The sequence below is a fragment of the Micromonospora sp. C81 genome (assembly GCF_018070425.1).
Classification (GTDB): domain Bacteria; phylum Actinomycetota; class Actinomycetes; order Mycobacteriales; family Micromonosporaceae; genus Micromonospora; species Micromonospora zamorensis.
This window is the reverse complement of sequence record NZ_JAGPXS010000005.1, coordinates 324,514-350,546: the sequence shown is the minus strand read 5'-3', so window position 1 is coordinate 350,546 and position 26,033 is coordinate 324,514. Positions and strand designations below refer to the sequence as shown.

Sequence of the window (26,033 nt, the reverse complement as noted above, 5' to 3'; positions counted from 1 at the left end):
CCTGCCGACCGCTGCTCAGGCCGCCCCGAGGAAGTCCCGCAGCAGGGCGAGCATCTCGTCCGGGCGCTCCTCGTAGAGCCAGTGCCCGCAGTCCTCGATCACCTCGCCGCGAACCGTGTCGGCGTACCGGCGAACCTGCTCGGCGACCTGCCCGCCCAGGCTCGCCGCCGCGCCGACGGCCAGCACCGGCATCGTCAGCTTCGTGGCCCGGTACGCCGTGTTGTCGGCGATGTCCTGATCGAACGCCCGGAAGTAGGCGAAGCTGGCCCGCAGATGCGCCGGGTCGCGCAGGTGGCTCGCGAACTCCTCGATGTCGGGGGCGGCGATGCTGCCCTTGCGCACCATCAGGGCGTCGGTGAACCGGTCCACCCAGAGCGACTCCCGACCGCGGACCAGCTCCTCCGGAAGCCCGTTGCCGATCGAGAAGTAGCCGAAGTTCCACACTCCCGGGCCGGCCGAGGTGAGCGCCGGGAACGTGTAGATGCTCTCGTCGGGGATCGGTGCCTCGGTGAGCACCAGTCGGCTCACCCGCTGCGGATGGGCGGCGGCGTACGCGTACGCCACCATGGTCCCCAGGTCGTGCCCGACCAACCGGAGGTCACTGACCAGGCCGAGCTGGTCGAGCAGCCCGTGCAGGTCGGCGGCGACGGTCTTCTTGTCGTACCCGCCGGCCGGGGCGTCGCTGCCCCCGAAGCCGCGCAGGTCAGGTGCGACCACGTCGAAGGATCGGCTCAACTCGGGCAGCAGGTTCCGCCACATGTGCCAACACTGCGGATACCCGTGCAGCAGGACCAGTGGTGGGCCACTGCCGCCACGGACGTAGTTCATGGAGATCTGGCCGACCCGCGCCCGTTGCTCGGTGAACCCCGCCGGAACCCGCTCCGCGCCCATCGCCGCCTCCGTCCGCCGGCTGTCCGCCGCCGGCTGCCCGGCTACCCGCTCGACCGCCCACCATGCCTGCGAGTTCTGCGCCCTGACCGTTGATCCACTCGCGTTTCAGGAAGTCGGGCCATCCCGGGCCAGTGGACACCCCGACTTCCGGAAACCGAGTGGATCAAGATGCGGGCCGAGCCTCCTGACCGGCAGCCGACCGGGTCATCGCGAGTGTCACAGCACCCGGCCTGGGCCGTTCGGCACCCCGTGCGGGAGACTGGCGACATGGCGGCTCGTGGCTTCCCGTACACCGATCTCAAGGACTTCCTCGCGGCGCTGGAGCGCGCGGGGGAGCTGCGCCGGGTCGACGTCCCGGTCGACCCCACCCTGGAGATCAGCGAGGTGGTCACCCGCACGGTGCGGGCCGGCGGCCCCGCGCTGCTCTTCGAGCGCCCGACCCGGGGCGACATGCCGGTGGCGATCAACCTGTTCGGCACCGAGAAGCGCATGGCGATGGCCCTCGGGGTGGAGAACCTCGACGAGATCGGCGCGCGCATCGGCGAGCTGCTCAAGCCGGAGCTGCCGCAGGGCTTCTCGGGCATGATGGGCGGGCTCGGCAAGGTCATGCAGCTCAAGTCGATGCCGCCGAAGAAGGTCAAGACGGCCCCCTGCCAGCAGGTGGTCTACCGCGGCGACGACGTCGACCTCAACCGGTTGCCGGGGCTGCAGATCTGGCCGGGTGACGGCGGGATCTTCCACAACTTCGGGCTGACCCACACCAAGCACCCGGAGACCGGTAAGCGCAACCTCGGGCTCTACCGGCTCCAGCAGCACTCGCGCAACACCATCGGCATGCACTGGCAGATCCACAAGAACTCCACTGCACACCACGCGGTCGCTGAGCGGCTCGGGCAGCGCCTGCCGGTGGCGATCGCCATCGGCGCCGACCCCGCCGTCGCATACTCGGCCAGCGCGCCACTGCCGGCCGACATCGACGAATACCTGTTCGCCGGGTTCCTGAGCGGCGAGCGCGTCGAGATGGTCGACTGCCTGACCGTGCCGCTGCAGGTGCCGGCGCACGCACAGATCGTCCTCGAGGGCTACATCGAGCCGGGCGAGCGGCTGCCCGAGGGCCCGTTCGGCGACCACACCGGCTTCTACACCCCGGTGGAGCCGTTCCCGGTGATGCACATCGAGTGCATGACCATGCAGCGCGACCCGGTCTACCACTCGATCGTCACGTCGCAGCCGCCCCAGGAGGACCACGGTCTCGGCAAGGCCACTGAGCGGATCTTCGCGCCGCTGCTGCGCTTCCTGATCCCGGACATCGTCGACTACGACCTGCCCGCCGCCGGGGTGTTCCACAACTGCGCGATCGTGTCGATCCGCAAGCGGTACCCGAAGCACGCCCAGAAGGTGATGAACGCGATCTGGGGCGCGCACATGATGTCGCTGACCAAGCTCATCGTGATCGTCGACGAGGACTGCGACGTGCACGACTACAACGAGGTCGCCTTCCGCGCCTTCGGCAACGTCGACTACGGCCGCGACCTGCTGCTCACCGAAGGGCCCGTCGACCACCTCGACCACGCTTCGTACCAGCAGTTCTGGGGTGGCAAGGCCGGCGTCGACGCCACCCGCAAGCTGCCCACCGAGGGCTACACCCGCGGTTGGCCGGAGGAGATGCGCATGAGCCCGGAGGTCACCGCCCTGGTCGACAAGCGCTGGAAGGAGTACGGGCTCTGATGGCTGTCCTCGACGCACCGGCCGAGAAGCCGGGCCGGGTCAAGTCCTTCCTCAAGCTCGTCGCGATCGAGCACTCGGTGTTCGCGCTGCCCTTCGCGTATCTGTCGGCGTTGAGCGCCATGCAGGTCAACGGCGGACGGGTGCGCTGGTGGGACCTGCTGCTGATCACCGTGGCGATGGTCGGGGCGCGGACGTTCGCCATGGCCGCCAACCGGATCCTCGACCGGCGGATCGACGCGCGGAACCCGCGTACCGCCGGCCGGGAACTGGTCACCGGGGCCGTGAGCGTGCGGACGGCCTGGACCGGCGCGGCCGTCGCGCTGGTGGTCTTCCTCGCCGCCGCCGCCCTGCTCAACCCGCTCTGCCTGGTGCTCGCGCCGCTGGCCGTGGTGCCGCTGGTCGTCTATCCCTACGCCAAGCGGTTCACCAACTGGCCGCACGCCATCCTCGGGATCGCCCAGGCGGTCGGCCCGGTCGGCGCCTGGCTGGCCTTCACCGGCACCCTGGACGGCTCCTGGCCGGCCTGGCTGCTCGGCGTGGGGGTCGGGCTGTGGATCGGCGGCTTCGACCTGATCTACGCCTGCCAGGACTCCGAGATCGACCAGGAGATCGGTGTGCACAGCGTGCCGGCCCGTTACGGTCGGCGCTTCGCCCTGCACGCCTCCACTGTCGCGCACGTGGTGACCTTCGGGCTGTTCGTCTGGTTCGGCGCGCTGATCGGCTTCGGCTGGCTCTGGTGGATCGGGCTGGTGCTGACCGCTGTGGCGTTCGGCTACCAGCACCTGGTGGTCACGCCGACAGACCTGAGCAAGGTCAATCGGGCGTTCTTCACCGCCAACGGGTTCGTCGGCATCGCGCTGTTCGTGTTCGCCCTGCTCGATCTTGTGGTGCGGCTCGGCCTGCGCGGCTAGGGCCGCTGTGGCGGCGGCAGACGGCGGCGGTGCGCTCGGCACCGCCGCCGTCGGCGTTCCGTCCATGAACTTGTTCTATGAACACTAGAACAAGTAACCTTTAAGCATGCTCTTCCGCATCGACCCCTCGTTGGATGAGACGCTCTTTGCCCAGCTCGTCACGCAGGTCCGCCTCGCAGTGGCCCAGGGTGTGCTCCAGCCCGGCGAACGGCTGCCCGCCGCCCGCGAGCTCGCCGCTTCGCTCGACCTCAATGTGCATACCGTGCTCCGGGCCTACCAGATGCTCCGAGACGACGGGCTGATCGAGCTACGACGAGGTCGCGGTGCCATCGTCACCGCCCGACCCGCAGCCGACCACGCAAAGCTGCTGGCCGCCATCGACGAGGTGGTGCGCGAGGCGCGTGCCCTGCGTTTCTCCCCGGAAGCCACCGCCACACTCCTCAAGGAGGCGTTCTCATGACCACCGGCACCGAGCCTGCCCGTGCCCAGCGTCGACGCATGCGCCGCGTCGGCCTGACGGTCACCATCTGCGGGCTCGTGATCCTGGCCGTGGCCGCCGCCGTCGCCCTCGCCTGGCGTGGCGACCTGCCCGATCCGGTTGCGACGCACTGGGGAGCCCGGGGCACGCCTGACGGCTTCATGTCCCTCAGTGCGTTCCTCTGGGTCGGCTTCGGCCTGGGCGCCCTCCTGGTGCTCGCCTTCGGCGCGGTCACGACGCTGTGGGGGCAGTCGGCGGCGAGCCGCCGCATCGGCGCGGGGACCACCATCTGGCTGGCGCTCTTCCTGGCCCTCCTCCAGATCGGCACACTGCACGTCCAGCTTGGGCTGGCTGACGCGCGCGGCGCCGACGACATCGGCGCTGCGCTCATCCTGGCGACCGTTGGCTCGCTCCTGCCGGCCGTGCTCGTCGGCGTGCTCCTGCCCGGTGACCCGCCCCAGCCGGCCGACGCCCCCGTTCCGCCCGAGGCGTCCCGCGTCCCTTTGGCGGCGAGCGAACGGGCGGTCTGGATCGGGCACACCGGTGCCGGGCCGGGGATCGCCCTGGGCGCCGCGGCGATTGTCGTCCTCGTCACGCTCGCCGTCATCAGCGGTGTGTGGGGCCTGCTGATCGTCGCGGCCCTGCTGGTCGGGGTGTTCGTGGCGATGTTCGCCTTCACCGTCCGGATCGACGAGACCGGCCTGCTGGTCCGGTCGTCGGCCGGCTGGCCGCGCACCCACGTCCCCCTCGACGAGGTGCTTCGCGCCAGCGTTGTCCAGGTCAACCCGCTGCGCGAGTTTGGCGGCTGGGGCTGGCGGGTGGGCCGTGGCGGCCGGGTCGGCATCGTTCTGCGTGCGGGCGAGGGCCTGCTGGTCGAGCGGACCGGCGGGCGCTCGACCGTCGTCACGGTTGCCGGCGCTGGCACTGCCGCCGGGCTGCTCAACACGCTCGCCGACCGTCATCGGCGGACCCTCTGACCCGGTAGCCCCCGGGGTCAGCTCCGGGATGCCGAATACCGGGCGCTCTCCATCGACCAGTCGATCGTCCCCCGCACCGAGCGGGCGACTCCCTCGACGTGCGCGGCCACCGCCCGGTCCAGCTCCGGGCCGAAGGACGGGATCGTGGCCCGCAGCTCCATGAATCGGCCCATCGTCGTGCGCCAGCGGGCCACCGCCGCCTCCACGGCCCGCTCGTCCGGCAGGCGCTGCTCCCGTGCGATGGCCAGCACCAGGTTGTGCCCGCCCGAGGTGACCCTGTCCTTCTCCAACGACACCAGGTCGTTGAACCAGGAGAGCAGGTCGTTGCCGGTTGCCGCGAGCGCCCGTAGCGCCGGGTGGTGGTAGACGGAGTCTGGCAGCGCGTGACCGGTGACGAACTCGATCATGGTGTACGACACGTACGCCGCCGAGGTCGCCCGGCGCAGCGCAACGTATTCGGAGACGGCGGGGACGTGGCCCCTGGTCTTGTTCTCCGCCTCCGTCCGGTCGCCTGCCAGGTGGTGGGCGACCGCGTCAGCGAAGCGCTGCTGCCAGGGCGGGGGCATCCGGGCACGCGGCGCTTGCCACGCGTCCGCGAGCATCCGGCGCAACGGTCCCCGGAACCCTGCCGTGCGGGCGCCGGGGCCGTGGCGCAGCACGTGGAGCACGCCGTCCCGCAAGGCAGCGACGTCCGCGCCGCTCGCACCGTGCGGTCCGTCGCAGGCGTCGTCGAGCAGGAAGAACCAGGTCCAGAGGGCGGCGACCGTACGCAGGTCGGCGGCGCTGGCGTCAGGGTAGAGCCGACCCGCGTACCAGGCGATGCGACCGGCATCCAGCTGGCGCAGCTCGTCGTCGTCCAGCGGCAGGTCGAAGCGGCGCACCCAGCCCGCCAGCCACTCCTGGGTCGCCTCGGCATGCGGCGAGCACCGCGAGGGAAGGGGACACTCGGCACGTAGTGCGCGGGCTGCCGCCACCGTCATCGGTCGTACCGTCCCTCCGGTTGCCGCACAGAGGTTTTCCCCCCCATCCGAGCATGTCAGAAATCGGCTGTCGATGATGTCCGTCGCGCTCCGGGAGGACGGCGGACGGGCGAGGGCGGGGGCCACGGCGCGGCGCCCGGCCGGACCAGGCAGGCTGGGGGCATGCGCGAACCATGGGTGGTCGGAGTCTCCGGCGCTTCCGGTACGCCGTACGCGGCGGCCGTCATCGGCGGACTGCTCGACGCGGGCGAGCCCGTGGACCTGATCGTGTCCCGCGCGGCACGACTCACCGTGCTCGACGAGACCGGCCGATCGTTCCGCGACGGGCACTGGGCCGAGGACCTCTCCGCCTGGCTCGACCGGGACCTGACCGGGGCGGATGTGCGGCACTGGCCGGCCGGCGACCTGGCCGCCGGGCCGAGCAGCGGCTCATACCGGGTACGCGGGATGGCCGTGGTCCCGGCCAGCACGGCAGCCTGCGCCGGGATCGCGATCGGGCTCTCCAAGGACCTGTTGCAGCGTGCCGCCGAGGTCAACCTCAAGGAACGCCGCCCGGTGGTGGTGGTCCCCAGGGAGACACCGGTGACCCGCAGCCATCTGGAGCACCTGATCGCGCTGCACGATGCGGGCGCGGTGGTGCTGCCGGCCAGCCCTGGCTTCTACGGGGCTGGCGCGGCCGCCACCGCCCAGCAGTTGGTCGACTTCGTGGCCGGCAAGGTGCTCGACGCGCTCGGCGTCCCACACACCCTGTTCCGTCGGTGGTCCGGGCAGCTCGGCGCGACCCGGACCTGAGCCGGCCTGATCCTCAGTCCGCCCCGCCGTGCCGCCCGGCGGTCGTCGGTCGTAGCGGGACGCGGACCGGACTGGTGTCCGGTCCGCGTAGCGTTGTCCGCACCAGTTCAGTACATGCCAGCGTTGGCCGGACCCGGCCCCGTGGATGCGGCCGGCCCCACATTGCGTGGCTTTCCGACCTCATCCACCTCGTCCAGCATGCCCTCCCCCTCAAGCAGGGCTCGCACCTCGGATTCCCGAAACCGGCGATGCCCGCCTGGAGTCCGGATGCTTCCTATCCGGCCGGCCGCCGCCCATCTAGTCACAGTTTTCGGGTCTACCCGAAACAGCGCGGCGACCTCACCCGGTGTCAGCAGGCGATCTCCAGTGTCCACAGCCCCCTCCTCGCGTCGACGAAGCCCCCGGCTGAACACACTGCCCCCGGCTGGTGCGTAGCCCAGAGCCGTCATGAGGGACGTATGGCAATTACAGCACCAGGGACATGGCCTGTCCGCCCAAACGCGAAAAATGCACTGAGTGGGGAGTTAGTAATGGTACTGGTGCTACCTCTGCCTTGACCGGCGGTTTGCGAACAGTGACTCACCGCTCAGTCCAACGGATGCCGAACGCCTCGCGTTATGCCTCAGCGGTTAGGGTCACTCTCTGTGGACGCCATCGACCTGAACCTCGTCGACCTGCTGCGCGGCAACGCTCGCCTCTCGTACGCCGAGTTGGCCCGACAGGTGGGCCTCTCGGCCCCGGCCGTGCACGAACGGGTCGGCAAGCTGGAGAGCAGCGGCGTGGTCCGGGGCTACCGGGCGGACGTGGCCCCGGAGTCGATCGGGCTGGGCGTCACCGCGCTGATCGGCATCGTCGAGGACTCCGGCGCCGACAGCGACGACATGCTCGAGTCGCTGCGGGTGCTGCCCGAGATCGAGTCCTGCTACTTCATGGCCGGCGTGGAGTCCTTCCTGCTCAAGGCGCGGGTCGGCACGATCGCCGAGTTGGAGCAGTTGATCGTGCGGCTGAACCGCACCCCCGGGGTCGCCTCCACCCGCACCGCCATCGCCCTCTCCACGAAGTGGGAGAACCGCCCGCAGCCGGTCGGCCCGCCCACGGCCTGACCGCCGCGTACCCCTGGTGTCGCCCGGCCTGCCGGCGGTAGCGTGCGCCGATGACCCCGCCGGTACGTCCTGTGGCCGTGGTGACCGGCGCTGCCGGGGGCCTCGGCCGGGCCATCGCCACCGCGCTGCACGCCGACGGCTGGTCGGTGCTGCTCACCGACCTCGACCCGGCGGCGGTCGCCGCCGCCGCGGCACCCCTCGGCGGCTGGTCGGCGGCCCTGGACGTCCGGGACGAGGCCGCCTGCGCCGCTGTCGCCGCGACCGCGGCGGGCCGGGGCGAACTCGCCCTCTGGGTCAACAACGCCGGAATCCTGGTCACCGGGCCGTCGTGGGAGCACGACGGTCCGACCCGTCAGCGGGTGTTCGACGTCAACGCCCTCGGCGCCATGAACGGCACCCTCGCCGCGCTGGCCGTGATGCGCGGGCAAGGTCACGGCCACGTGCTCAACGTCGTCTCGCTGGCCGGGCTGATCGCCGCGCCCGGCGAGACGGTGTACGCGGCCAGCAAGCACGCCCTGCTGGCGTTCAGCCTCGGCACCCTGTCCGACCTGCGGATCGCCGGATACCGGCGGGTGCACGTCTCCTGCCTCTGCCCGGACGGCATCTGGACCCCGATGCTGCACGACCGGCTGGACGACCCGGGGGCGGTGGCCTCGTTCACCGGGTCGATGCTGACCGCGCAACAGGTGGCCGCCCGGGCGGTCCGCTTGGCCCGCCGACCCCGCCCGGTGGTCAGCCTGCCCCGCTGGCGGGGAGCGCAGGTGCGCCTGCTGGACGTCCTACCGGGGGTGGCCGTCGCACTGACCCCGATCGTCCAGGCGGCCGGCCGCGCAGGTCAGCGCCGCCAACACCGTCGGAGCACGCCGCCGGACCGGCGCTGACCACCGCTGGCCTGCTTGCTACGTTTCCGAGCGTGACTCATCTCGACCGCTGCGACGATGCCAGCCGGACCTGGGTGACGGAGGCGATCGCCGCCGTCGAGGCGGACGCGAACCGCTCGGCCGACACCCACCTGTTGCCGTTCCCGCTGCCCCGCGCCTGGGGGGTCGATCTCTACCTCAAGGACGAGTCGTCCCACCCCACCGGCTCGCTGAAGCACCGGTTGGCCCGCTCACTGTTCCTCTACGGCCTCTGCAACGGCTGGATCGGGCCGCAGACCACGATCGTTGAAGCGTCCTCGGGCTCCACGGCGGTCTCCGAGGCGTACTTCGCCCGGATGCTCGGACTGCCGTTCATCGCGGTGATGCCGGCCTCCACCTCGCCCGAGAAGATCGCGCAGATCGAGTTCCAGGGCGGCCGGTGCCATCTGGTGGACGACCCCGCGAGCGTGGTGGTCGAGGCTCGGTGGCTGGCCGAGGACTCCGGCGGGCACTTCATGGACCAGTTCACCTACGCCGAGCGGGCCACCGACTGGCGGGGAAACAACAACATCGCCGAGTCGATCTACGCCCAGTTGGAGTTGGAGCGGCACCCGATCCCCACCTGGGTCGTGGTGGGCGCCGGCACCGGGGGCACCAGCGCGACCATCGGCCGGTACGCCCGGTACCGCCGGCTCGCCACCAAGCTCTGCGTGGTCGATCCGGAGAACTCGGCGTTCTACCCGGCCTGGCTGGCCGCCGACTGGTCGGTGCGCACCGGGAAGGGCTCCCGGATCGAGGGGATCGGCCGTCCCGCCGTGGAGGCGTCGTTCCTGCCCTCGGTGGTGGACCGGATGGTCCAGGTGCCGGACGCGGCGTCACTGGCAGCCATGCGTGCCGGCTCGGCGGTGCTCGGCCGCCGGGTGGGCGGCTCCACCGGCACCAACCTGTGGGGTGCCTTCGGCCTGATCGCCGCGATGCTCGCCGAGGGCCGGACCGGCTCGGTGGTCACCCTGATCTGCGACCCGGGCGACCGCTACGCCGACACGTACTACGCCGACGACTGGGTGGCCGCCCAGGGCCTCGACCTGACGCCGTACCTGGCCACGATCGAACGCTTCCTGACCAGCGGCACCTGGCCCGCCTGAGTCACGCGGGCGCGGTCAGCGCGGGTCGATCCGCTCGGCCAGCCCGGGGTAGCGCACCACGAAGCCGCTGTCGTCCAGATCGATGTCGGCGGTGAAGGTGCCGCTGGCGAAGCGCACCCGGCCCGGCCCGAGCCCGCTGTAGATCTGCTCCGCCGCCACCACCTCCAGACCGGGCAACAGCACCCAGGCAACCGTGATCCGGTGGGCCACGTCGGCCGGCTCGGCGGCCAACCCCAGCCGGTGGACCGGCAGGGAGTTGAACAGCGGTGAGCCGCTCAGGTCGACGTCGAGCGCGTCGGCCAGCCGGTCCGGGTCGTCGGTGCCCGGCAGGCCGGCCCGCCGATGTCCGGCCGCGACCAGCGCCGCGTCCAGGTCGCCCTGCTCGGCCGTGGTCACCCGCCACCGGTCCGCGGCTCGCTCCAGCTTCACCCTGCGCAGCCAGCCCAGCCCTTCGGCCTCGACCTCGACCCGGGTGGTGGTCCAGTCCGGCGCGGTCGTCAGCTGGTAACGGGCGGTCCAGGGGATCGGGTCCACGGCGAGCAGGGTGCCCCGAGCCGTCAACCCCCGACCGTCGTCGAGCAGCACCTGCTCGCTGCCGGCGGTGTCCGTCCGGGACCAGAAGATCGTCTTCGGCATGGTCGGCATGAGCCGGACGTTACGCGACCAGGAGGACATCGGCAGGGCATGCGCGAACGCCGCCGCGAAGCCTGGGCTCCGCGACGGCGTTCGGTGGATCAGTGGATCAGTGGGTACGCGCTGCCGGTCGCCCGCCGAACCCGCGCCGGTCGTCACGCGGACGGTCCTCACGGGGCCGGTCGTCGCGGGGACGGTCGTCCCGAACACGGCTGTCCGGGCGGAAACCACCCCGAGTGTCGCGGTCGCCGAAGCGCCGGTCACCGGTCGGCCGGTCGCTCCGGCCGTCCCGGTCGCCGAACTGCGGGCGGTCACCGAACCGGCGCTCGCCCTGCGGCCGGTCGCCGTAACCCCGGGTGTCCCGGTCGGCGTAACGCCGCTCGCCGGTCGGCCGGTCGCCGAAGCCCCGATCGCCGGTGGGCCGGTCGCCGTAACGTCGCTCGCCCTGGGGGCGGTCGCTGTGCTGCCGGTCGCTGTGCTGGCGGTCACCCTGCGGCCGGTCGCCGAAGCGGCGCTCGCCCTGGGGCCGGTCGCCGTACTGGCGGTCACCCTGCGGCCGGTCGCTGTAGCGACGCTCACCGGTCGGGCGGTCGCCGTACTGGCGGTCACCCTGCGGCCGGTCCCCGAAGCGACGCTCACCGGTCGGGCGGTCGCCCTGGGGCCGGTCGCCGTAGCGACGCTCGCCGGTGGGCCGATCGCCGTAGCGGCGCTCGCCGCCCGTGCGGTCACCGAACCGGCGCGGACCGCCGGAACGGTCGTCGAACCGACGCGAGCCGCCGGAGCGATCGCCGTAGCCCCGGGGCTCCGCCTCGAGGCGAACCGGGACGCCGCTGGGCTCCCGGGCGCCGACCAGCTCGGCCAACGCCTGGTCGCCGACCCGGACCCGGGTCTCGGCCGGCGCGACGCCGGCCTTCTCCATCATCGCCAGGGTGGTGCGGCGCTGCTTGGGCAGCACCAACGTGGCGACCGCGCCGGACTCGCCGGCCCGCGCGGTGCGCCCTGCGCGGTGCAGGTAGTCCTTGGGGTCCTTCGGCGGGTCGACGTGCAGCACCAGGGTGACACCGTCGACGTGGATGCCCCGAGCCGCCACGTCCGTGGCGACCAGCACGTTCATCCGGCCCTCACGGAACTCGGCCAGCGTCTTGGTGCGCATCCGCTGGGTCTTGCCGCCGTGCAGCCCACCGGCGCGTACGCCGACCGCCGCGAGCTGCTCGACCAGCCGGTCCACGCCGAGCTGGGTGCGGGCGAAGACCATGGTCCGACCGTCCCGAGCGGCGATCGAGGCCGCCACCGGGAACTTCTCGTGCGGCGGGATCAACAGCATGTGGTGGTCCATGGTGGACACCGAGGCGGTCGACGGCGCGGTGGAGTGGGTCACCGGGTCGGTCATGAACCGCCGGACCAACGCGTCGACGTCGCCGTCCAGGGTCGCCGAGAAGAGTAGCCGCTGACCGTTCGCGGGCGTCTTCGCCAGCAGTTGGGTCACCTCGGGGAGGAAGCCCATGTCGGCCATCTGGTCGGCCTCGTCGAGCACCGTGACCTCGACGTCGTCGAGCTGGCAGATGCCCCGCTCGATCAGGTCGCCGAGCCGGCCGGGGGTGGCCACGATGATCTCCACGCCGCGCCGCAGCGCGTCGATCTGACGGTCGTACGGAACGCCGCCGACAGCGGTCTTGAGGAAGATGCCGACGGCCTTGCCCAGCGGCAACAGGGCGTCGTTGACCTGCATGGCCAACTCCCGGGTCGGAACCAGGATGAGCGCGCGGGGGCGCATCGGCCGGGCCCGGTTGCGGGTGGCCAGCCGGGCGATCAGCGGCAGACCGAAGGCGAGCGTCTTGCCCGAACCGGTCTGCCCACGGCCCAGCACGTCACGGCCGGCGAGCGCGTCCGGCACGGTGGCCCGCTGGATCTCGAACGGGCTGGTGATGCCCTGCTGTGCCAGCGCGCGGACCAGCGGCTCGGGCAGGCCGAGGGAGGCGAAGTCGACCGGTGCGGCGGACTCGGCCGGCGCGGACTCGGCCGGCTGTGCGGCGGTCGCCGCCGCGGTGCCGGCCTCGCTCAGAGCGGCGTCGAGCGGCTCCGAGGCGGTGTCGGTCGCCGGGGTTGAGTGGAAAACGGACGTAACGGTGCTGGGGTCAGCAGAGGTGGTCAACAAATGCCTTTCGAGCGGGGCGCATCTTCGCGATGGCCTGCCGCGGCTGTGCCGCCGGATCGCCCGCAAGACCGCCCATGGGCGCACACCACGCGCGCCGGGTCAGTGATCTATGCCAGTGTACGGCGGTCCGGCGAACCCGCCAGTCGGTTGTCCGGCGGTAGTGGGCGGACTCACCATCACGCCCGCCCGATGACTCACCCGTTGAGCGCGCCGCCGACCAGACCGTCCAGGGCGTCGCCGGCAAGCAGGACGATCATGACACTGATCGCGACCAACAGCCCCAGAGCGGCGGCCAGGACAATCATGACCTTGGCGTTGCTGCGCCGCTCGGACGGCGTGTCGGCCCAGCCCTGGGCCAGGATGTGCCCGGTCAGCGAGCCGGAATTCTCCACCGCGTTGGCGGGCATCGCGATCGTGGCGAAACCCGGCCCGTCGCCGCTGCCGTAGACGGTTCCGGCCAGGTCGGTGTCGCCGCTGTGTCGCCCACCACGAGCACCGGTCGTGCCCTGTCCGGAGCTGAACGAAGGGCCGGCGGTCCCTCCGGTGAACCGGGAGTTTCCGCCGGCGCTGCCCGTCGACGGGGGAGTGCCGACGCTGGACGGCGGCCAGCTCGGCAGCGCTGGCGCGGGCACCACCGGCGGTGCGGAGACGGGTGCCTCGGCCCAGCCGCCGCTCGCTGCGGGGCGGGCCGCCTGGGCGGTGGACTGCCATCCGGCCGGTGGTGCGGAAACCGATGCGCTCGCTCGTACGCCGGGCGTGTCGGTCATCGCCGGCGGAGGCGGAAACGGCGGCGCCGGCATCGGGCCCGGCGGACCCGGCGGCGCGGGCACCGGCGGACCGGGCGGCGGCACGGGCGGGCCCGGGATGGGCGGCGAGGGCGGGCCCGGCATGGGCGGCACCGGCGAGGGCGGCGGCACGGGTGGACCCGGGACGGGCGGAACCGGACCGGGCGGCGGCGTGGGTCGGGGCCCTGGCGTCGGCATCGGGCCGGGCGGGTACGGCCCCGGATCCGGCGCGGGCTCCGGCTCGGGCGGTGACGGTTGGGTCGGCCCGGGGCCGGGAGGCGTGGGTGACGGCTCCGGTGGCTGGGCCGGCTCCGGTGGCTGCGCCGGCTCGGGCGGCTCGGGGTTCACCGGCCCGGCTCCGTAGACGGTGGGCGTGCTCCCCCGGGAGGCCAGGGTGCCGATGGCACCGGCCGTGGCCCGGCTGCTGCCGGGAACCGTGGCGCTGGCCCGGGCCGGCGCGGTCGAGTCGTTCCGCTGCCCGGGCAACGACACGTCAGCCGGACTGGCCGAGCCGGTCGCACGGTAGGTGGTGGCGGTGACCGGGGCGCTGACCGGCAGGTCACTGCGGAGAGCCCCGGCGGTGGTGACGCTGGCCCTCGCCCGTACCGGTGCGGCGGGTTGGTCCGGGCGGGCGTCTGCGGGCGCCGCCTGCCCGGGGCCGACGGCGGGATCGTCCGTGTCGACGCCGCTGCCGGCGGGCGTGGTGTTGGCCGCGTCGGCGTCGGCGGGCGCGGCATCGGCGTCGGCTGAGTCGTCACGGGGGGACGGGGTGTCGTCAGTGGTGGCCGAGGCCGTGCCGGTGGCGGTCCGCGCTGTGTCGCTGGCGGCCGAGGCGGTGCCGGTGGCGGCCGGGGCCAAGTCGCTGGCAGCCGGGTCAGCGGGAGGGCCGACCGGGGCGGCCTCGGTGGGAGACACCGGGTCGCCGGTGCCGAGGCCTGGCGGGTCGGCTTGGTCGACCACAGGGTCGACAGTCTCCGCCGGATCTTTCTGCTCGGCCATCTACGCCCTCCGCGCCATGCTCGCACCCGGACTCGTGACGTCGAGTCGGATGTGCCTGGTTGTCACGGTGCCACAGATCGCCCCGACCGGACAGCCGGAGCCGGTCGTGGCGGATCAACCAGCGGTGCTGGGGCTGCCCGACGGGCTGTCGCCGCCCGACGCGCTCGTGGTGGCCTTCGGGGTGGTCGCCGGTGGCGAGCTGCTCGGGGCGTTGGTCGGTGGCGGGGGCAGGGTCGACGGCGTGTTGCTCGGGGTGGCTGGCGAGCTCGGCGAGGTGGTCTTGGTCGGCGTGGGCGTCGGCGTGGGCGTCGCGCTGCCGGTCGGCTTCGGCGTGGCCGAACCCGTCGGCGTCGGGGTGGCCGACTTCGTCGGGGTGGGCGTCGGCTTCACGGTGGGCGTCGGCTTCACGGGCGGCTTGCTGGGCGTTGTGACCGGCGGGGTCGGGATCGACACGATCGGTCCCGGCACCGCGCCGATGACCCGGGTCGCCGCGTACAGGCGGGACCAGCTGACGACCGAGATCTTGACGACGTCGCCGGTGGTGGGCGCCTGCACCATCTTGCCGTTGCCGATGTACATGCCGACGTGGTGGATCGTCGTCCAACTGCTGCCGGAGGCGAAGAAGAGCAGGTCGCCGGGGAGCAGCGCGCTCTGCGGCACCGTCCGGGCGCGGGTGGCGGCGTACTGGTCGCGGGAGACCCGGGGCAGGTCGAAGTAGTCGGCGCCGGGAGACCGGTACGCCGCCCACATCAGACCCGAGCAGTCGAACTGGTTCGGCCCCTCCTCGGACCACTTGTACGGGTCGCCGAGCTGGGCGAGCGCGTACCGGACCGCGGCAAGTGCCCGCGGATGGGCGGCCATGCCGCTGATGTTCTGGTTGGAGACGTAGCCGGCGCCGATCTGCTGCTCGGCGGCCTCCTGCTGGCGCTCGATCTCGATCAGCTGTGTGGCGTTGTCGCGGCGCAACTTGAGCAGGCTCGCCTCGGCCGTGCGGAGCGACGCCTCGCCGGCGGTGAACTCCGCCTCGACGGAGTCGACGCGGGTCTTGGCGGCGGCGTGCGCCTGGTAGGCGAGCTGCTCGTTGCTGCGGGCCCGGGACAGCTCCCCGGCCACGCCGGTGGTGCCGCCGTCGACCTTCTGGCCCCGGGTGATCTGCTGGAGGCGGTTCAGCTCGCGGATGTCCTGGGCGAGGTCGCTGTCCGGCAGCGCGGCAGCTGCCTTTACGGCGTCGGCGGCGGCCGCGTCGGCCGCCTGCTGGGCCCGGAGCAGGGCGTCCTGCGCGGTTGCCAGTGTCTTGCCGGCCGCGTCGAGCTGCGCCTTGGCGTCGACGCGTTTCTGCTTGGTCAGCAACAGCGTCTCGCCGAGCGCGCCGACCTGGGCCTCGCCGGCGGAGATGGCGGCGGCCAGCGGACCCGTGCCCACGTTGACCACCGGCGGGACCGGGACACCGGCGACGGGAGCGCCACCGGGCAGTTGAAGCGCACCGGTCACCGCGGGGCGGGAACCGGTGTCCGGCACGGTGGTCGGCAATCCGGGCTCGGCGTACGCGGGGGTGGACAGCACGGCTGCGGCGATCGCGCCGAGCAGGGCGGCCCAGAGCTTCGGACGCAGCACCGGCGAGATCACCGGGTTCCGTCGTCGCTGCCGTCGCCCGCGCCCGCTGTCGACCATTCCGCTCCCCGTCCCGCAGCCCGTCACCGCGCTTGGTGGGCGCGGCGGTCGGGACGGTACCAGTGTGTGGTTCCGCCCCGTTCTGTCTTACCGCACGACGGCAGTGATGTCGATGCATCTCCGGGTTACAGGAGGCTGAGAGTCTGGTGAAGTGGATCGCTGCCGGCGACCGTGCCGCCGTGGCTGTCGGCGTCCCGACGTACGCTCGACGAGGACCGCAGGTGGAAGGGACGTGCCATGGACGCCGGACTCAAGCGTGAGCTCGAAGCGAAGGTGTACGCCGGTGAGCGGCTGACCCGGGAGGACGGGGTCGCCCTCTACGACAGCGACGACCTGACGTGGCTGGGCCGGTTGGCGCACCACAAGCGCACCGAGCTCAACGGTGACCGGGTGATGTTCAACGTCAACCGGCACCTCAACCTGACCAACGTCTGCTCGGCGTCCTGTGCGTACTGCTCGTTCCAGCGCAAGCCGGGCGAGAAGGACGCATACACGATGCGCATCGACGAGGCGGTCCGCAAGGCCAAGGAGATGGAGGATGAGCAGCTCACCGAGCTGCACATCGTCAACGGCCTGCACCCGACCCTGCCCTGGCGCTACTACCCCAAGGTGTTGCGCGAGCTGAAGGCGGCGCTGCCGAACGTCAAGCTCAAGTGCTTCACGGCGACCGAGGTGCAGTGGTTCGAGAAGATCAGCGGTCTGAGCGCCGACGAGATCCTCGACGAGCTGATGGACGCCGGCCTGGAGTCGCTGACCGGCGGTGGCGCGGAGATCTTCGACTGGGAGGTCCGGCAGCACATCGTCGACCACGCCTGCCACTGGGAAGACTGGTCGCGCATCCACGCCCTGGCGCACCGCAAGGGCATGAAGACCCCGGCGACGATGTTGTACGGCCACATCGAGGAGCCCCGGCACCGGGTCGACCACGTGCTGCGGCTGCGTGAGCTCCAGGACGAGACCGGGGGCTTCGCGGTCTTCATCCCGCTGCGCTACCAGCACGACTTCGTGGACTCGGCGGACGGCAAGATCCGTAACCGGATCCAGGCGCGCACCACGATGGCCTCGCCGGCCGAGTCGCTGAAGACGTTCGCCGTCTCCCGGCTGCTCTTCGACAACGTGCCGCACGTCAAGAACTTCTGGGTGATGCACGGGCTGTCGGTGGCCCAGCTCTCGCTGAACTTCGGCGTGGACGACCTGGACGGCTCCGTCGTCGAATACAAGATCACGCACGATGCCGACTCGTACGGCACCCCGAACACGATGCACCGCGAGGACCTGCTGCACCTGATCTGGGACGCCGGGTTCCAGCCGGTCGAGCGGGACACCCGCTACAACGTGGTCCGGGAGTACGACAAGGCCCCGTCGCTGGCCGAGCGGCGCGCCGAGCCGCAGCAGGTCTGGGCCTGAGCCACCACGTACCCTCGCAGTCGATGACCGAGCAACGCGAACCTGAGCAGCAGAGTGGGTTTCCCCGCCGGGACGCCGAGGGGCGCATCCGTACCCTCGGCGATCTGCTCGGGGTGTGCCTCGCCGGCTTGGTCATCGGCGTGCTGGCGTTGGTGTTGTTCGACTGGGCGTTCGCCTCGATCGGCGCCGGTGATTTCGGGCACACCAACGGCTGGCTGGCGGTGATCCTGCCGGCGTGGCTGTTCTGGGACGACTTCCGGGCCTGGGAGTTCGGCGCTGCCCGGGTGGTGGCGGCGCTGGTCGCCGCCGCCGCCGGGGTGTTCGTCGGGCTGCTGATCGCCGGTCTGGGCTCCGGGTTGCCACCGTTGCTCTCCGGCGCGTTGGCGGCGGCGGCGTTCACCGTGGCGTACGCGGCCCTCTGGTTCCCGGGCGTCCGCTGGCTGGCCCGCCGAACCGGCTGACCGCGACCGCCCGCCGGGCGGATCGACCCTCCCGCCGACATCGGCGGGCGACGGAGAGAACGGAGTGGTACGGGTGAGCGCCGCGCTCAAGTACACGCTGGGCCGGATCGGGCTGTTCGTCGCCGTGCTGGCGGGCCTCTGGCTGATCGACATGAACGTGTTCCTGAAGCTGATGTTGGCGCTGGCCTTCTCCGCCGCGCTCTCCTTCTTCCTGCTGCGCGGTTGGCGGGACGAGATGGCCGAGGAGATGGGCACCGCCGCCGAGCGCAGGCGCACCGAGAAGGAGCGCCTCCGCAGCGCCCTGGCCGGCGAAGACAACCCGAACTCGAACCCCAACCCCACCCGCCCGGCCGAAGGCCCAGACGCTCCGCGTTGACCATGAAGTTATTGCCCGATCGCTCGGCGTGTCGGAGCAATAACTTCATGATCAACGGCGCGCCCCTGGCCCTGGGGTGGGGTGGGGTGGGGTGGTTACCAGTTGGTGGAGCCGGGGACCTTGGGCCAGGGCTTCGAGGTGGGCTTGATCAGGTACGCGATGCCGCCGGAGCCGCCGGAGACGCCGCCGCTGGCGTTGGTGCGCTTGGTCCGCAGCCAGATCTGCTCGAACTGCGCGCGCTTGTAGACGTTGCGCACCACGTCGTTGCTGGACGAGGCGGGGTCGTTGACGATCACGTCGCCGGCGGCGGTGAAGCCGACCACCACGAACAGGTGCCCGGAGGTGCCGTAGTTCGCCCCGTCCAGCTCACTTGCGAGGAAGGACTGGCTGGTCACGACGGGGATGCCGGCGGCGATGAAACGCTCCAGCTCGTCCAGCGAGTGCAGTCGGGTCACCCGGCCCTCCAGCCCCGGGAAGCTGGCCGCGTACGCGGTGTTGAACGGCCAGTTGCCGGCGCCGTCGTACGCGTAGTCGTAGGTCATCCGGGCCGCGTGGTTGACCGTCGGGTCGGGGTAGGTCGGGTCCACCCAGGAGGTGTCGGCCTCCGAGGGCTTGCGACCCCAGTACTCGACGACCATCTCGGTGGAGGTGGGTGAGCACCAGGCCTCGCCGCCGCCGTCGTACTCGGGGTAGTGCCCGGAGTGCACGTTCTGCGAGTAGCGCGGCACCGGCAGCTCGACGCCCCAGGCGATGTGCCCGGCGCTCGGGGTCACTGTGAACCGGTCCGGCACTGTGGAACTCATCGCGCCGAGCATCCGCACCACCGGTGCGGCGGTCTGCCCGGGTGCCCGGTAGAGGGTCAGCCGCAGCTGGTACGACCGCAGCAGCACCCCGGCGGTGGCGTCGTCGATGCTGAAGGTGTCGGTCCAGATCGTCGACCAGGGGTCACCCTGCCGGTTGACGCTGGTCCGCTTGATGTCGGTGTCGCCGGACGCCCAGCGACCCATGACGTACCACGGGGTCTGGTCGCCGCTGCTGTAGCTGCCCTGCATCTCCACCTGGATCCAGGTGCCGGCGGGGGTTTCCGCGTTCCAGGAGGCGATCAGCTCGCTGGCGTCGAACCCGACCCGGGTCACCGGTGAGGTCCAGGTGCCGTACTCCCAGGTGCGGGTGGTGCCGGTGTGCGGGTCGGCGTACTCGGTGGTGCCGGCCGGACGGGCCAGGGTGAGGCCCGCTCGGGCGCCGGGCACCACGCGGGTGCCGGACCGGCTGCCCCGGTGCCAGTCGGCGGGCCCGGACCAGTCCTGGAAGGTGATCTGCTCGTCGTGGGTGGCGGCGGGCGGGCGGGCCGCCGTCGCTGGCGCGCTGGTGGCGAGCAGGGTGAGCGCGGTGACGCCGGCGAGGGCGGCCGCGTGCAGGCGGGATCTGGCCATGGGTGCTCCGCGGTGTCGAGAGGGGCATCGTCGCTGGTCAGTTTCCCGCTTGGAGGGAAGTTTCGCCAGATGTTCCTGAGTGGAAAATCATTGCCGCCGGGATGATCGGCTCGGGATGGACAAGGCAGCGAAGGATATTGATATGACCATGTGACAGGTGGTGAAGTGTGCTTCACCGAGCGGGATCTCCCGCCCATCAAGGAGGTAGTTGATGGCCCTCCGCACGCCCATCCCTCTCCGCCGCGTCCTGGTGCTCGCCGTCGTCACCGGGCTGGGCATCGTCACCGTCGCCGCCGGTCCGGTCGCCGCCCGACCCGCACCGGACCGGTCCACCGAGCCGGCCGCCGCCAGCTACCGGGTGCTCGGCCCCCGGACCCTCGCCGACCGCAACGCGGTGGCCCGCACCGGAGCCGCCATCGACTACTCCGAACACGGAGTCCTGCACATCTCGGCCACCGCGGGTGAGGCCGCCGAGATCGGCAAGCTCGGCTTCCGGCTGGAACCGCTGGCCCCGCCGCCCAACGCCGAGCGCGGCGCCGGCGAGATCGGCACGATGGCCTTCCCGCCCGCCGACTCCAACTACCACGACTACGCGGAACTGACCGCCGTCGTGAACCAGGTCGTCGCCGACCATCCGGCGATCGCCCGCAAGATCAGCATCGGTTCGTCGTACGAGGGCCGCGACCTGATGGCGGTGAAGATCTCCGACAACGTCGGCACCGACGAGAACGAGCCCGAGATCCTGTTCAACTCCCAACAGCACGCCCGTGAGCACCTGACCGTCGAGATGGCGATCTACCTGCTCAACCTGTTCACCGACAGCTACGGCTCCGACTCCCGGATCACCAACATCGTCAACGGCCGGGAGATCTGGATCGTGCCGACGGTCAACCCGGACGGCAGCGAGTACGACATCGCCACCGGGTCGTACCGGTCCTGGCGCAAGAACCGGCAGCCCAACAGTGGTTCGTCCAACGTCGGCACCGACCTGAACCGCAACTGGTCCTACAACTGGGGTTGCTGCGGCGGCTCGTCCGGCACCACCTCGTCGGAGACCTACCGGGGGCCGTCGGCGTTCTCCGCACCCGAGACGCAGGCGCTGCGCAACTTCGTCAACGGTCGGGTGGTCGGTGGCGTGCAGCAGATCAAGGCCAACATCGACTTCCACACGTACTCGCAGCTGGTGCTCTGGCCCTACGGCTACACGACGGCGAACACCGCGACGGGCATGAACGCGGACCAGTACAACACCTTCGCCACCATCGGCCAGCAGATGGCGGCCACCAACAACTACACCCCGGAACAGTCCAGCGACCTCTACATCACCGACGGGGACAGCCTCGACTGGATGTGGGCCACCCACAACATCTGGGCGTACACCTTCGAGATGTACCCGGGCTCGTCCGGCGGCGGCGGCTTCTACCCGCCCGACGAGGTCATTCCGGCGCAGACCTCGCGCAACCGGGAGGCGGTGCTGCTGCTCAGCGAGTACGCCGACTGCCCGTACCGGGCCATCGGCAAGCAGGCGCAGTACTGCGGCAGCGGTGGTGGCGGCACCACGGTCTGGTCGGACACCTTCGAGACCGCCACCGGCTGGACCATCAACCCGTCCGGCACCGACACCGCCACCCTCGGCGCGTTCGAGCGGGGCGCCGCCCAGGCGACCACGTCCTCCGGCGCCAAGCAGCTCACCCCGTACGCCGGATCCAACGACCTGGTCACCGGCCGGCTCGCCGGTTCGGCGGCCGGTGACTACGACGTCGACGGCGGCGTGACCAGTGCCAGGTCCCCGGCGGTGACCCTGCCGTCGTCCGGCACGCTGAGCCTCTCGCTGGCCTGGTATCTGGCGCACGGCTCGAACGCCTCGTCGGCGGACTACCTGCGGGTGAGCGTGGTGCACAACGGCGGCACCACCGCGCTGCTCACCCAGGCCGGCGCGGCGACCAACCGCAACGGGAGCTGGGCTGTGGCCAACCTCAACCTCACCCCGTACGCCGGGCAGTCGGTCCGCATCCTCGTTGAGGCGGCGGACGCCTCCGGCGCCAGCCTGGTAGAGGCGGCTGTGGACAACGTCACCATCACGTCCTCCTGATCGGGTGGGGCCCCGCTCCGCCCCGCGGGGCCCCACCACCCGTTCCGAACACCACCAACTCGGACATACGCCCTCCGACGGTCACCGTGTGACGGTTCCGGGGGATCGACTCGCGGCGATCGGCGCGTGATCGATCCGGCACGTCCCGGCGGTGCGCTACCGTCTTACCGACCAGTCCGCAGCGAAGCCGGTGCGAAACCCGGCGCTGTCCCGCAACTGTGATGCCCCACCCGACGGTGGGGACGAGCCAGGTCGCCTGCGGATCGGTCGCGAAACGCGCTCTCGAGGAAGGGCGCCTCGTGGGCGGGCGTACGAAAGTCCTGTCGGCGAAGCACCACACTCCTCGACCGACAGGAGGCCCCATGTTCAGACGTACCCCTCGGCTCTTCGCCGCGACCCTCGCGGTCGCCGCGCTGGCCCTCGGCGCCTGCGCCGAGAAGGCCGACGACAAGCCGACCACCGGCACCGCGGCCGCCGCGTACCCGGTCACGGTCGGCACGCTCACCCTCGACAAGCGCCCCGAGAAGATCGTCGCGCTGTCGCCGACCGCCACCGAGATGCTCTTCGCGATCGGTGCCGGCCCGCAGGTGACCGCCGTCGACGACCAGTCCAACTATCCGGCCGACGTGCCCAAGAGCGACATCTCCGCCTTCCAGCCGAACGCCGAGGCGATCGCCGGTAAGAACCCCGACCTGGTGGTGCTCTCCGACGACCGCAACAAGATCGTCGAGCAGCTCGGCAAGCTGAAGATCCCGGTGTACCAGACCCCGGCGGCCACCACCCTCGACGACACGTACCGGCAGATCACCGAGCTGGGCACGCTGACCGGGCACGCCGACCAGGCCACCGACGTCGCCAGCCGGATGAAGGACGACATCGCCAAGCTGGTCAAGGACGTGCCGCAGCGCGCAGAGAAGCTCACCTACTACCACGAGCTGGGCCCCGAGCTGTACAGCGCGACCAGCAAGACCTTCATCGGCACGCTCTACAGCCAGATCGGTCTGACCAACATCGCCGACCCCGCCGACGCGGACGGTAAGAACGCCGGCTACCCGCAGCTGTCCCAGGAGTTCATCGTCAAGGCCAACCCGGACTTCGTCTTCCTGGCCGACTCCAAGTGCTGCCAGCAGAACGCCGACTCGGTCAAGGCGCGCAGCGGCTGGTCCGGGCTCACCGCGGTGAAGAACAGCCAGGTGATCGCACTGGACGACGACGTCGCCTCCCGCTGGGGGCCGCGGGTCGTGGATCTGCTCCGGGTCATCATCGACGCGGTCGCCAAGGTGCCCGCGTGACCGTCGTCCGTCGGTGACCGGGCCGCTTCCCGCGGCCCGGTCCGCCGGACCGCCGTCCGCGCCGCGCCCCGCCGGGCTGCCGTCAAGGGCCCGGCCCGCCGGGCTGCGCAAGCGGTGGCTGGTCGCCGGGGTGTTCGCGGTGCTCGTCGCGCTCGTCGCCGGGGTGTCGCTCGGCCCGGTCAGCCTGCCCGCGGGCAGCGTCGCGGCCGAGCTGCTCAACCTGATCCCGGGGGTGCACCTCGACAGCGGTCTCTCCGAGCGGGAGATCGCGATCGTCACCGAGCTGCGGTTGCCCCGGGTGGTGCTGGGCCTCCTGGTCGGCGGGCTGCTCGCCCTCGCTGGCGGCTGCTACCAGGGCGTCTTCCGCAACCCGCTCGCCGATCCGTACCTCCTGGGCGTGGCCGCTGGCGCCGGCCTTGCGGTCACCGCGGCGATCGCCCTGGGCGGCGCCGGCCGGCAGGGCGCGATCTCCGGGCTGCCGATGACCATCCCGTTGGCGGCTTTCGCCGGGTCACTGCTCGCCGTCACGATGACCTACGTGCTCGGCGCGGCCGGCGGGCGCGGCGGCTCCCCGGCGATGCTGATCCTGGCCGGAGTGGCGGTCTCCGCGTTCCTCTCCGCCGGGCAGACGTACCTGCTGCAACGACACTCCGACAGCATCCAACCGGTCTATTCGTGGCTGCTCGGCCGGCTGGCCACCGCCGGCTGGCACGACGTGCTGCTGGTGCTGCCGTACGCCGCTCTGACCACTGTGGTGGTGCTGCTGCACCGCCGCGAGCTGGACGTCCTCGCGGTCGGTGACGACGAGGCGAGGAGTCTGGGCCTGCACCCGCAGCGCACCCGCTACCTGTTGATCGCCGCAGCCTCCCTGGGCACGGCTGCGGCGGTCTCCGCGACCGGCCTGATCGGCTTCGTCGGCATCATCGTGCCGCACACCGTCCGGCTGCTCGCCGGGTCGAGCTACCGGGCGATCCTGCCGCTGTCACTGCTGTTCGGCGGAGCGTTCCTGGCACTGACCGACGTGGTGGCCCGCACCGTCGCCGCTCCATCCGAGGTGCCGATCGGAGTGGTGACCGCCCTGCTGGGTGGCCCGTTCTTCGTGATCGTGCTGCGGACCGCCCGACGGGTGCTCACGTGAGCCGCGAACCCACCGCCGGCCCGCCCGGCGGTCGCCCGCCTGGCAGCCTTCCGTCCGGGGGTCCTTCGGCCGGGGGTCTTTCGTTTGGGGGTGGCGACGGCGGTGTGCCGGCCGTCGAGGTGCGTGGGCTGCACGTCGACCTCGGCGGCACACCGATCCTGACCGGCGTCGACCTCACCGTCGCCGTCGGCGAGTGGGTCACCGTGATCGGCCCGAACGGCGCCGGCAAGTCCACCCTGTTGCGCGCCGTCGGCGGCCTGCTGCCCGCGCCGGGGGCGATCACCCTGTTCGGTACGGCGAGCACCGCGCTGCGCCGCCGGGACCGCGCCCGGGTGGTGGCCACCGTGGCACAGTCGCCGGTGGTGCCGCCCGGCATGTCGGTGCTGGACTACGTGCTGCTCGGCCGCACCCCGTACATCCCCACGCTGGGCCGGGAGTCGACCGCCGACCTCGACGCCGTGCACGAGGTGCTCGGCCGGTTGGACCTCACCGGCTTCCACCGCCGTGAGCTGGCCACCCTCTCCGGAGGCGAACGGCAGCGGGTGTTCCTCGCCCGGGCGCTCGCCCAGGGCGCGACGCTGCTGCTGCTCGACGAGCCGACCAGCGCACTCGACATCGGGCACCAGCAGGAGGTGCTGGAACTGGTCGACCAGTTGCGCCGCGAGCACGGCCTGACCGTCCTCGCCACGATGCACGACCTCTCCCTGGCCGGCGAGTACGCCGACCGGATGGTGATGCTCGCCAGCGGTCAGGTGGTGGCCGCCGGAACCCCGTCCGAGGTGCTGACCGAGCACCTGTTGGCGACCCACTACCGGGCCAGCGTCCGGGTCGTCCCCGGCACCCACGGCCCGCTGGTGGTCCCGGTCCGCCCTCGCGCCAGATCGTCCGGGTCAGGGGCCCAGGTCGATGACGGAGAAGAGGGCGCCCTGGGGGTCGCGTAGGGCTGCGAACCGGCCCGCCGGGATGTCCCGGGGCGGGACCAGGATCGTTCCGCCCAGCTCGGCGGCGCGGGCCGCGGCGGCGTCCGCGTCGGTCACCGCGAAGTACACCGTCCAGTACGCGGGCAGGTCGGCCGGGAAGTCGTCGGCCAGCGGCGGCATCATCCCGGCGACGATCTGCGTCCCGAGCCGCCAGCCGGTGTACGTCATGGGGCCCACCGCCTGGTCGTCCGGCTGCCAGCCGAACACCAGCTCGTAGAAGACCTTCGCGCCCTCGGGGTCGGGGGTGACCAGTTCGTTCCAGCTCATCGCGCCCGGCACGTTGAACACTTCGGCCCCGGCCATGGCCAGTGGCTGCCAGACGCTGAACGTGGCGCCGGCCGGGTCGGCGAAGACCGCCATCCAGCCCCGGTCGAAGACCTCGAACGGCGGCACGACGACCTGCCCGCCGGCCCGCTCGACCCGGCCGGCGACCAGTTCCGCGTCGTCGGTGGCCAGGTACGTCGACCAGATCGGCACCTGGTCCGGGATCGCCGGTGGCCCGGCCCCGGCCACCGGCCTGCCGTCGAGCAGGAAGACCGTGTAGCCGCCCGCCTCGGGCTCCGGTGTCACCCGGCCGGTCCAGCCGAACAACTCCGGGTAGAAGCGTCGCGCCTCGGTCAGGTCCGGGGTGGCCAGGTCGGCCCAGCAGGGCGTACCCGGCGGGACGGTGCTCACGTCAAGACCCCTCTCGGCCCGGGCGGTCACGGCGACCCCCTGCCGGAATCCTGGCACCGTCCCGCCGCGGC

The 26,033-nt window shown here is 71.8% G+C and carries 24 protein-coding genes; 15 read left to right on the top strand and 9 right to left on the bottom strand.

Annotation, left to right across the window (positions count from 1 at the left end; all coding sequences use genetic code 11):
* Positions 1-15: 15 nt before the first annotated feature.
* Positions 16-891 (bottom strand): alpha/beta fold hydrolase, encoded by an 876-nt coding sequence (locus KBX46_RS12545; protein ID WP_210792595.1) that lies wholly within the window; start codon positions 889-891, stop codon positions 16-18.
* Positions 892-1,158: 267 nt separating this feature from the next.
* On the opposite strand from KBX46_RS12545, the gene KBX46_RS12540 reads away from it, so the two are divergent.
* The 4 genes from KBX46_RS12540 (at position 1,159) to KBX46_RS12525 (ending at position 4,985) form a co-directional block, all read left to right on the top strand.
* Positions 1,159-2,619, top strand: coding sequence for a menaquinone biosynthesis decarboxylase (locus KBX46_RS12540; RefSeq protein WP_099849851.1), 1,461 nt, complete (start codon positions 1,159-1,161; stop codon positions 2,617-2,619).
* Complete coding sequence (gene mqnP, locus KBX46_RS12535) at positions 2,619-3,530, top strand: menaquinone biosynthesis prenyltransferase MqnP (RefSeq protein ID WP_210792594.1); 912 nt, start codon at positions 2,619-2,621, stop codon at positions 3,528-3,530. Before KBX46_RS12540 ends, mqnP begins: the two co-directional genes overlap by 1 nt.
* A gap of 106 nt (positions 3,531-3,636) precedes the next feature.
* Entirely contained in the window at positions 3,637-3,990 is a 354-nt protein-coding gene (locus KBX46_RS12530; protein WP_210792593.1) for a GntR family transcriptional regulator, read from the top strand.
* Positions 3,987-4,985, top strand: a complete 999-nt coding sequence (locus KBX46_RS12525; protein ID WP_141907572.1) for a DUF1648 domain-containing protein — start codon at positions 3,987-3,989, stop codon at positions 4,983-4,985. Before KBX46_RS12530 ends, KBX46_RS12525 begins: the two co-directional genes overlap by 4 nt.
* A gap of 17 nt (positions 4,986-5,002) precedes the next feature.
* Here the strand turns inward: KBX46_RS12525 and KBX46_RS12520 are convergent, their stop codons facing one another.
* The gene (locus KBX46_RS12520) at positions 5,003-5,965 is read right to left on the bottom strand and encodes a terpene synthase (RefSeq protein ID WP_210792592.1); all 963 of its coding nucleotides are present in this window, start codon (positions 5,963-5,965) and stop codon (positions 5,003-5,005) included.
* A 162-nt stretch (positions 5,966-6,127) separates the two neighbouring features.
* Here KBX46_RS12520 and KBX46_RS12515 point away from each other — a divergent pair, with 162 nt between their 5' ends.
* Positions 6,128-6,757, top strand: a complete 630-nt coding sequence (locus KBX46_RS12515) for a UbiX family flavin prenyltransferase (protein WP_088951086.1) — start codon at positions 6,128-6,130, stop codon at positions 6,755-6,757.
* Between the two features lie 107 nt (positions 6,758-6,864).
* Here KBX46_RS12515 and KBX46_RS12510 read toward each other — a convergent pair whose 3' ends face one another.
* The gene (locus tag KBX46_RS12510; RefSeq protein WP_007454516.1) at positions 6,865-7,131 is read right to left on the bottom strand and encodes a BldC family transcriptional regulator; all 267 of its coding nucleotides are present in this window, start codon (positions 7,129-7,131) and stop codon (positions 6,865-6,867) included.
* 270 nt (positions 7,132-7,401) lie between these two features.
* Between KBX46_RS12510 and KBX46_RS12505 the strand changes: the two genes are divergently transcribed.
* From KBX46_RS12505 to KBX46_RS12495, 3 genes are read left to right on the top strand one after another with little or no spacing between them, the layout of a single operon-like run.
* A complete protein-coding gene (locus tag KBX46_RS12505) occupies positions 7,402-7,860 on the top strand; it encodes an Lrp/AsnC family transcriptional regulator (protein WP_088951087.1) in 459 nt (152 codons plus the stop codon).
* A 50-nt stretch (positions 7,861-7,910) separates the two neighbouring features.
* Complete coding sequence (locus tag KBX46_RS12500) at positions 7,911-8,741, top strand: SDR family oxidoreductase (RefSeq protein ID WP_210792591.1); 831 nt, start codon at positions 7,911-7,913, stop codon at positions 8,739-8,741.
* Between the two features lie 32 nt (positions 8,742-8,773).
* Positions 8,774-9,865, top strand: a complete 1,092-nt coding sequence (locus KBX46_RS12495) for a PLP-dependent cysteine synthase family protein (RefSeq protein WP_210792590.1) — start codon at positions 8,774-8,776, stop codon at positions 9,863-9,865.
* Between the two features lie 15 nt (positions 9,866-9,880).
* Here KBX46_RS12495 and KBX46_RS12490 read toward each other — a convergent pair whose 3' ends face one another.
* From KBX46_RS12490 to KBX46_RS12475, 4 genes are all read right to left on the bottom strand, one after another.
* A complete protein-coding gene (locus tag KBX46_RS12490) occupies positions 9,881-10,501 on the bottom strand; it encodes a putative glycolipid-binding domain-containing protein (RefSeq protein ID WP_210792627.1) in 621 nt (206 codons plus the stop codon).
* A gap of 106 nt (positions 10,502-10,607) precedes the next feature.
* On the bottom strand, positions 10,608-12,650 hold the full coding sequence (locus tag KBX46_RS12485) for a DEAD/DEAH box helicase (protein WP_210792589.1): 2,043 nt from the start codon (positions 12,648-12,650) through the stop codon (positions 10,608-10,610).
* A 197-nt stretch (positions 12,651-12,847) separates the two neighbouring features.
* Positions 12,848-14,437, bottom strand: coding sequence for a hypothetical protein (locus tag KBX46_RS33010; RefSeq protein ID WP_210792588.1), 1,590 nt, complete (start codon positions 14,435-14,437; stop codon positions 12,848-12,850).
* A gap of 114 nt (positions 14,438-14,551) precedes the next feature.
* Positions 14,552-16,108 carry a C40 family peptidase gene (locus tag KBX46_RS12475; protein ID WP_210792587.1) on the bottom strand — a complete coding sequence of 519 codons (1,557 nt, stop codon included), beginning with the start codon at positions 16,106-16,108 and terminating at the stop codon, positions 14,552-14,554.
* Positions 16,109-16,345: 237 nt separating this feature from the next.
* Between KBX46_RS12475 and mqnE the strand changes: the two genes are divergently transcribed.
* The 3 genes from mqnE to KBX46_RS12460 all read left to right on the top strand — a co-directional run bounded on the left by mqnE (position 16,346) and on the right by KBX46_RS12460 (position 18,352).
* On the top strand, positions 16,346-17,515 hold the full coding sequence (gene mqnE / locus KBX46_RS12470) for an aminofutalosine synthase MqnE (protein ID WP_088951092.1): 1,170 nt from the start codon (positions 16,346-16,348) through the stop codon (positions 17,513-17,515).
* Positions 17,516-17,538: 23 nt separating this feature from the next.
* The gene (locus KBX46_RS12465) at positions 17,539-17,976 is read left to right on the top strand and encodes a hypothetical protein (RefSeq protein WP_210792586.1); all 438 of its coding nucleotides are present in this window, start codon (positions 17,539-17,541) and stop codon (positions 17,974-17,976) included.
* A 73-nt stretch (positions 17,977-18,049) separates the two neighbouring features.
* Positions 18,050-18,352 carry a DUF4229 domain-containing protein gene (locus KBX46_RS12460; RefSeq protein WP_210792585.1) on the top strand — a complete coding sequence of 101 codons (303 nt, stop codon included), beginning with the start codon at positions 18,050-18,052 and terminating at the stop codon, positions 18,350-18,352.
* Between the two features lie 95 nt (positions 18,353-18,447).
* On the opposite strand, the gene KBX46_RS12455 is transcribed toward KBX46_RS12460, so the two are convergent.
* Positions 18,448-19,785, bottom strand: coding sequence for a C39 family peptidase (locus tag KBX46_RS12455; protein WP_210792584.1), 1,338 nt, complete (start codon positions 19,783-19,785; stop codon positions 18,448-18,450).
* Between the two features lie 211 nt (positions 19,786-19,996).
* On the opposite strand from KBX46_RS12455, the gene KBX46_RS12450 reads away from it, so the two are divergent.
* The 4 genes from KBX46_RS12450 (at position 19,997) to KBX46_RS12435 (ending at position 25,248) form a co-directional block, all read left to right on the top strand.
* On the top strand, positions 19,997-21,877 hold the full coding sequence (locus tag KBX46_RS12450) for a M14 family metallopeptidase (RefSeq protein WP_088951095.1): 1,881 nt from the start codon (positions 19,997-19,999) through the stop codon (positions 21,875-21,877).
* Between the two features lie 362 nt (positions 21,878-22,239).
* The gene (locus KBX46_RS12445; protein ID WP_210792583.1) at positions 22,240-23,169 is read left to right on the top strand and encodes an ABC transporter substrate-binding protein; all 930 of its coding nucleotides are present in this window, start codon (positions 22,240-22,242) and stop codon (positions 23,167-23,169) included.
* A gap of 76 nt (positions 23,170-23,245) precedes the next feature.
* Positions 23,246-24,307 (top strand): iron ABC transporter permease, encoded by a 1,062-nt coding sequence (locus KBX46_RS12440; RefSeq protein ID WP_172862255.1) that lies wholly within the window; start codon positions 23,246-23,248, stop codon positions 24,305-24,307.
* 104 nt (positions 24,308-24,411) lie between these two features.
* Positions 24,412-25,248 carry an ABC transporter ATP-binding protein gene (locus KBX46_RS12435; RefSeq protein ID WP_141907586.1) on the top strand — a complete coding sequence of 279 codons (837 nt, stop codon included), beginning with the start codon at positions 24,412-24,414 and terminating at the stop codon, positions 25,246-25,248.
* On the opposite strand, the gene KBX46_RS12430 is transcribed toward KBX46_RS12435, so the two are convergent.
* Positions 25,198-25,962 carry a VOC family protein gene (locus tag KBX46_RS12430; RefSeq protein WP_088951099.1) on the bottom strand — a complete coding sequence of 255 codons (765 nt, stop codon included), beginning with the start codon at positions 25,960-25,962 and terminating at the stop codon, positions 25,198-25,200. The genes KBX46_RS12435 and KBX46_RS12430 overlap by 51 nt on opposite strands.
* Between the last annotated feature and the right edge of the window lie 71 nt (positions 25,963-26,033).

Excerpts from the sequence above, each read along its gene's own strand:
- KBX46_RS12530 (WP_210792593.1), top strand. The coding sequence starts at position 3,637 with ATGCTCTTCCGCATCGACCCCTCGTTGGATGAGACGCTCTTTGCCCAG.
- KBX46_RS33010 (WP_210792588.1), bottom strand. The coding sequence starts at position 14,437 with ATGGCCGAGCAGAAAGATCCGGCGGAGACTGTCGACCCTGTGGTCGAC.
- KBX46_RS12500 (WP_210792591.1), top strand. The coding sequence starts at position 7,911 with ATGACCCCGCCGGTACGTCCTGTGGCCGTGGTGACCGGCGCTGCCGGG.
- KBX46_RS12525 (WP_141907572.1), top strand. The coding sequence starts at position 3,987 with ATGACCACCGGCACCGAGCCTGCCCGTGCCCAGCGTCGACGCATGCGC.
- KBX46_RS12450 (WP_088951095.1), top strand. The coding sequence starts at position 19,997 with ATGGCCCTCCGCACGCCCATCCCTCTCCGCCGCGTCCTGGTGCTCGCC.
- KBX46_RS12515 (WP_088951086.1), top strand. The coding sequence starts at position 6,128 with ATGCGCGAACCATGGGTGGTCGGAGTCTCCGGCGCTTCCGGTACGCCG.
- KBX46_RS12465 (WP_210792586.1), top strand. The coding sequence starts at position 17,539 with ATGACCGAGCAACGCGAACCTGAGCAGCAGAGTGGGTTTCCCCGCCGG.
- KBX46_RS12445 (WP_210792583.1), top strand. The coding sequence starts at position 22,240 with ATGTTCAGACGTACCCCTCGGCTCTTCGCCGCGACCCTCGCGGTCGCC.
- KBX46_RS12520 (WP_210792592.1), bottom strand. The coding sequence starts at position 5,965 with ATGACGGTGGCGGCAGCCCGCGCACTACGTGCCGAGTGTCCCCTTCCC.
- KBX46_RS12540 (WP_099849851.1), top strand. The coding sequence starts at position 1,159 with ATGGCGGCTCGTGGCTTCCCGTACACCGATCTCAAGGACTTCCTCGCG.
- KBX46_RS12475 (WP_210792587.1), bottom strand. The coding sequence starts at position 16,108 with ATGGTCGACAGCGGGCGCGGGCGACGGCAGCGACGACGGAACCCGGTG.
- KBX46_RS12545 (WP_210792595.1), bottom strand. The coding sequence starts at position 891 with ATGGGCGCGGAGCGGGTTCCGGCGGGGTTCACCGAGCAACGGGCGCGG.
- mqnP (WP_210792594.1), top strand. The coding sequence starts at position 2,619 with ATGGCTGTCCTCGACGCACCGGCCGAGAAGCCGGGCCGGGTCAAGTCC.
- mqnE (WP_088951092.1), top strand. The coding sequence starts at position 16,346 with ATGGACGCCGGACTCAAGCGTGAGCTCGAAGCGAAGGTGTACGCCGGT.
- KBX46_RS12455 (WP_210792584.1), bottom strand. The coding sequence starts at position 19,785 with ATGGCCAGATCCCGCCTGCACGCGGCCGCCCTCGCCGGCGTCACCGCG.
- KBX46_RS12490 (WP_210792627.1), bottom strand. The coding sequence starts at position 10,501 with ATGCCGAAGACGATCTTCTGGTCCCGGACGGACACCGCCGGCAGCGAG.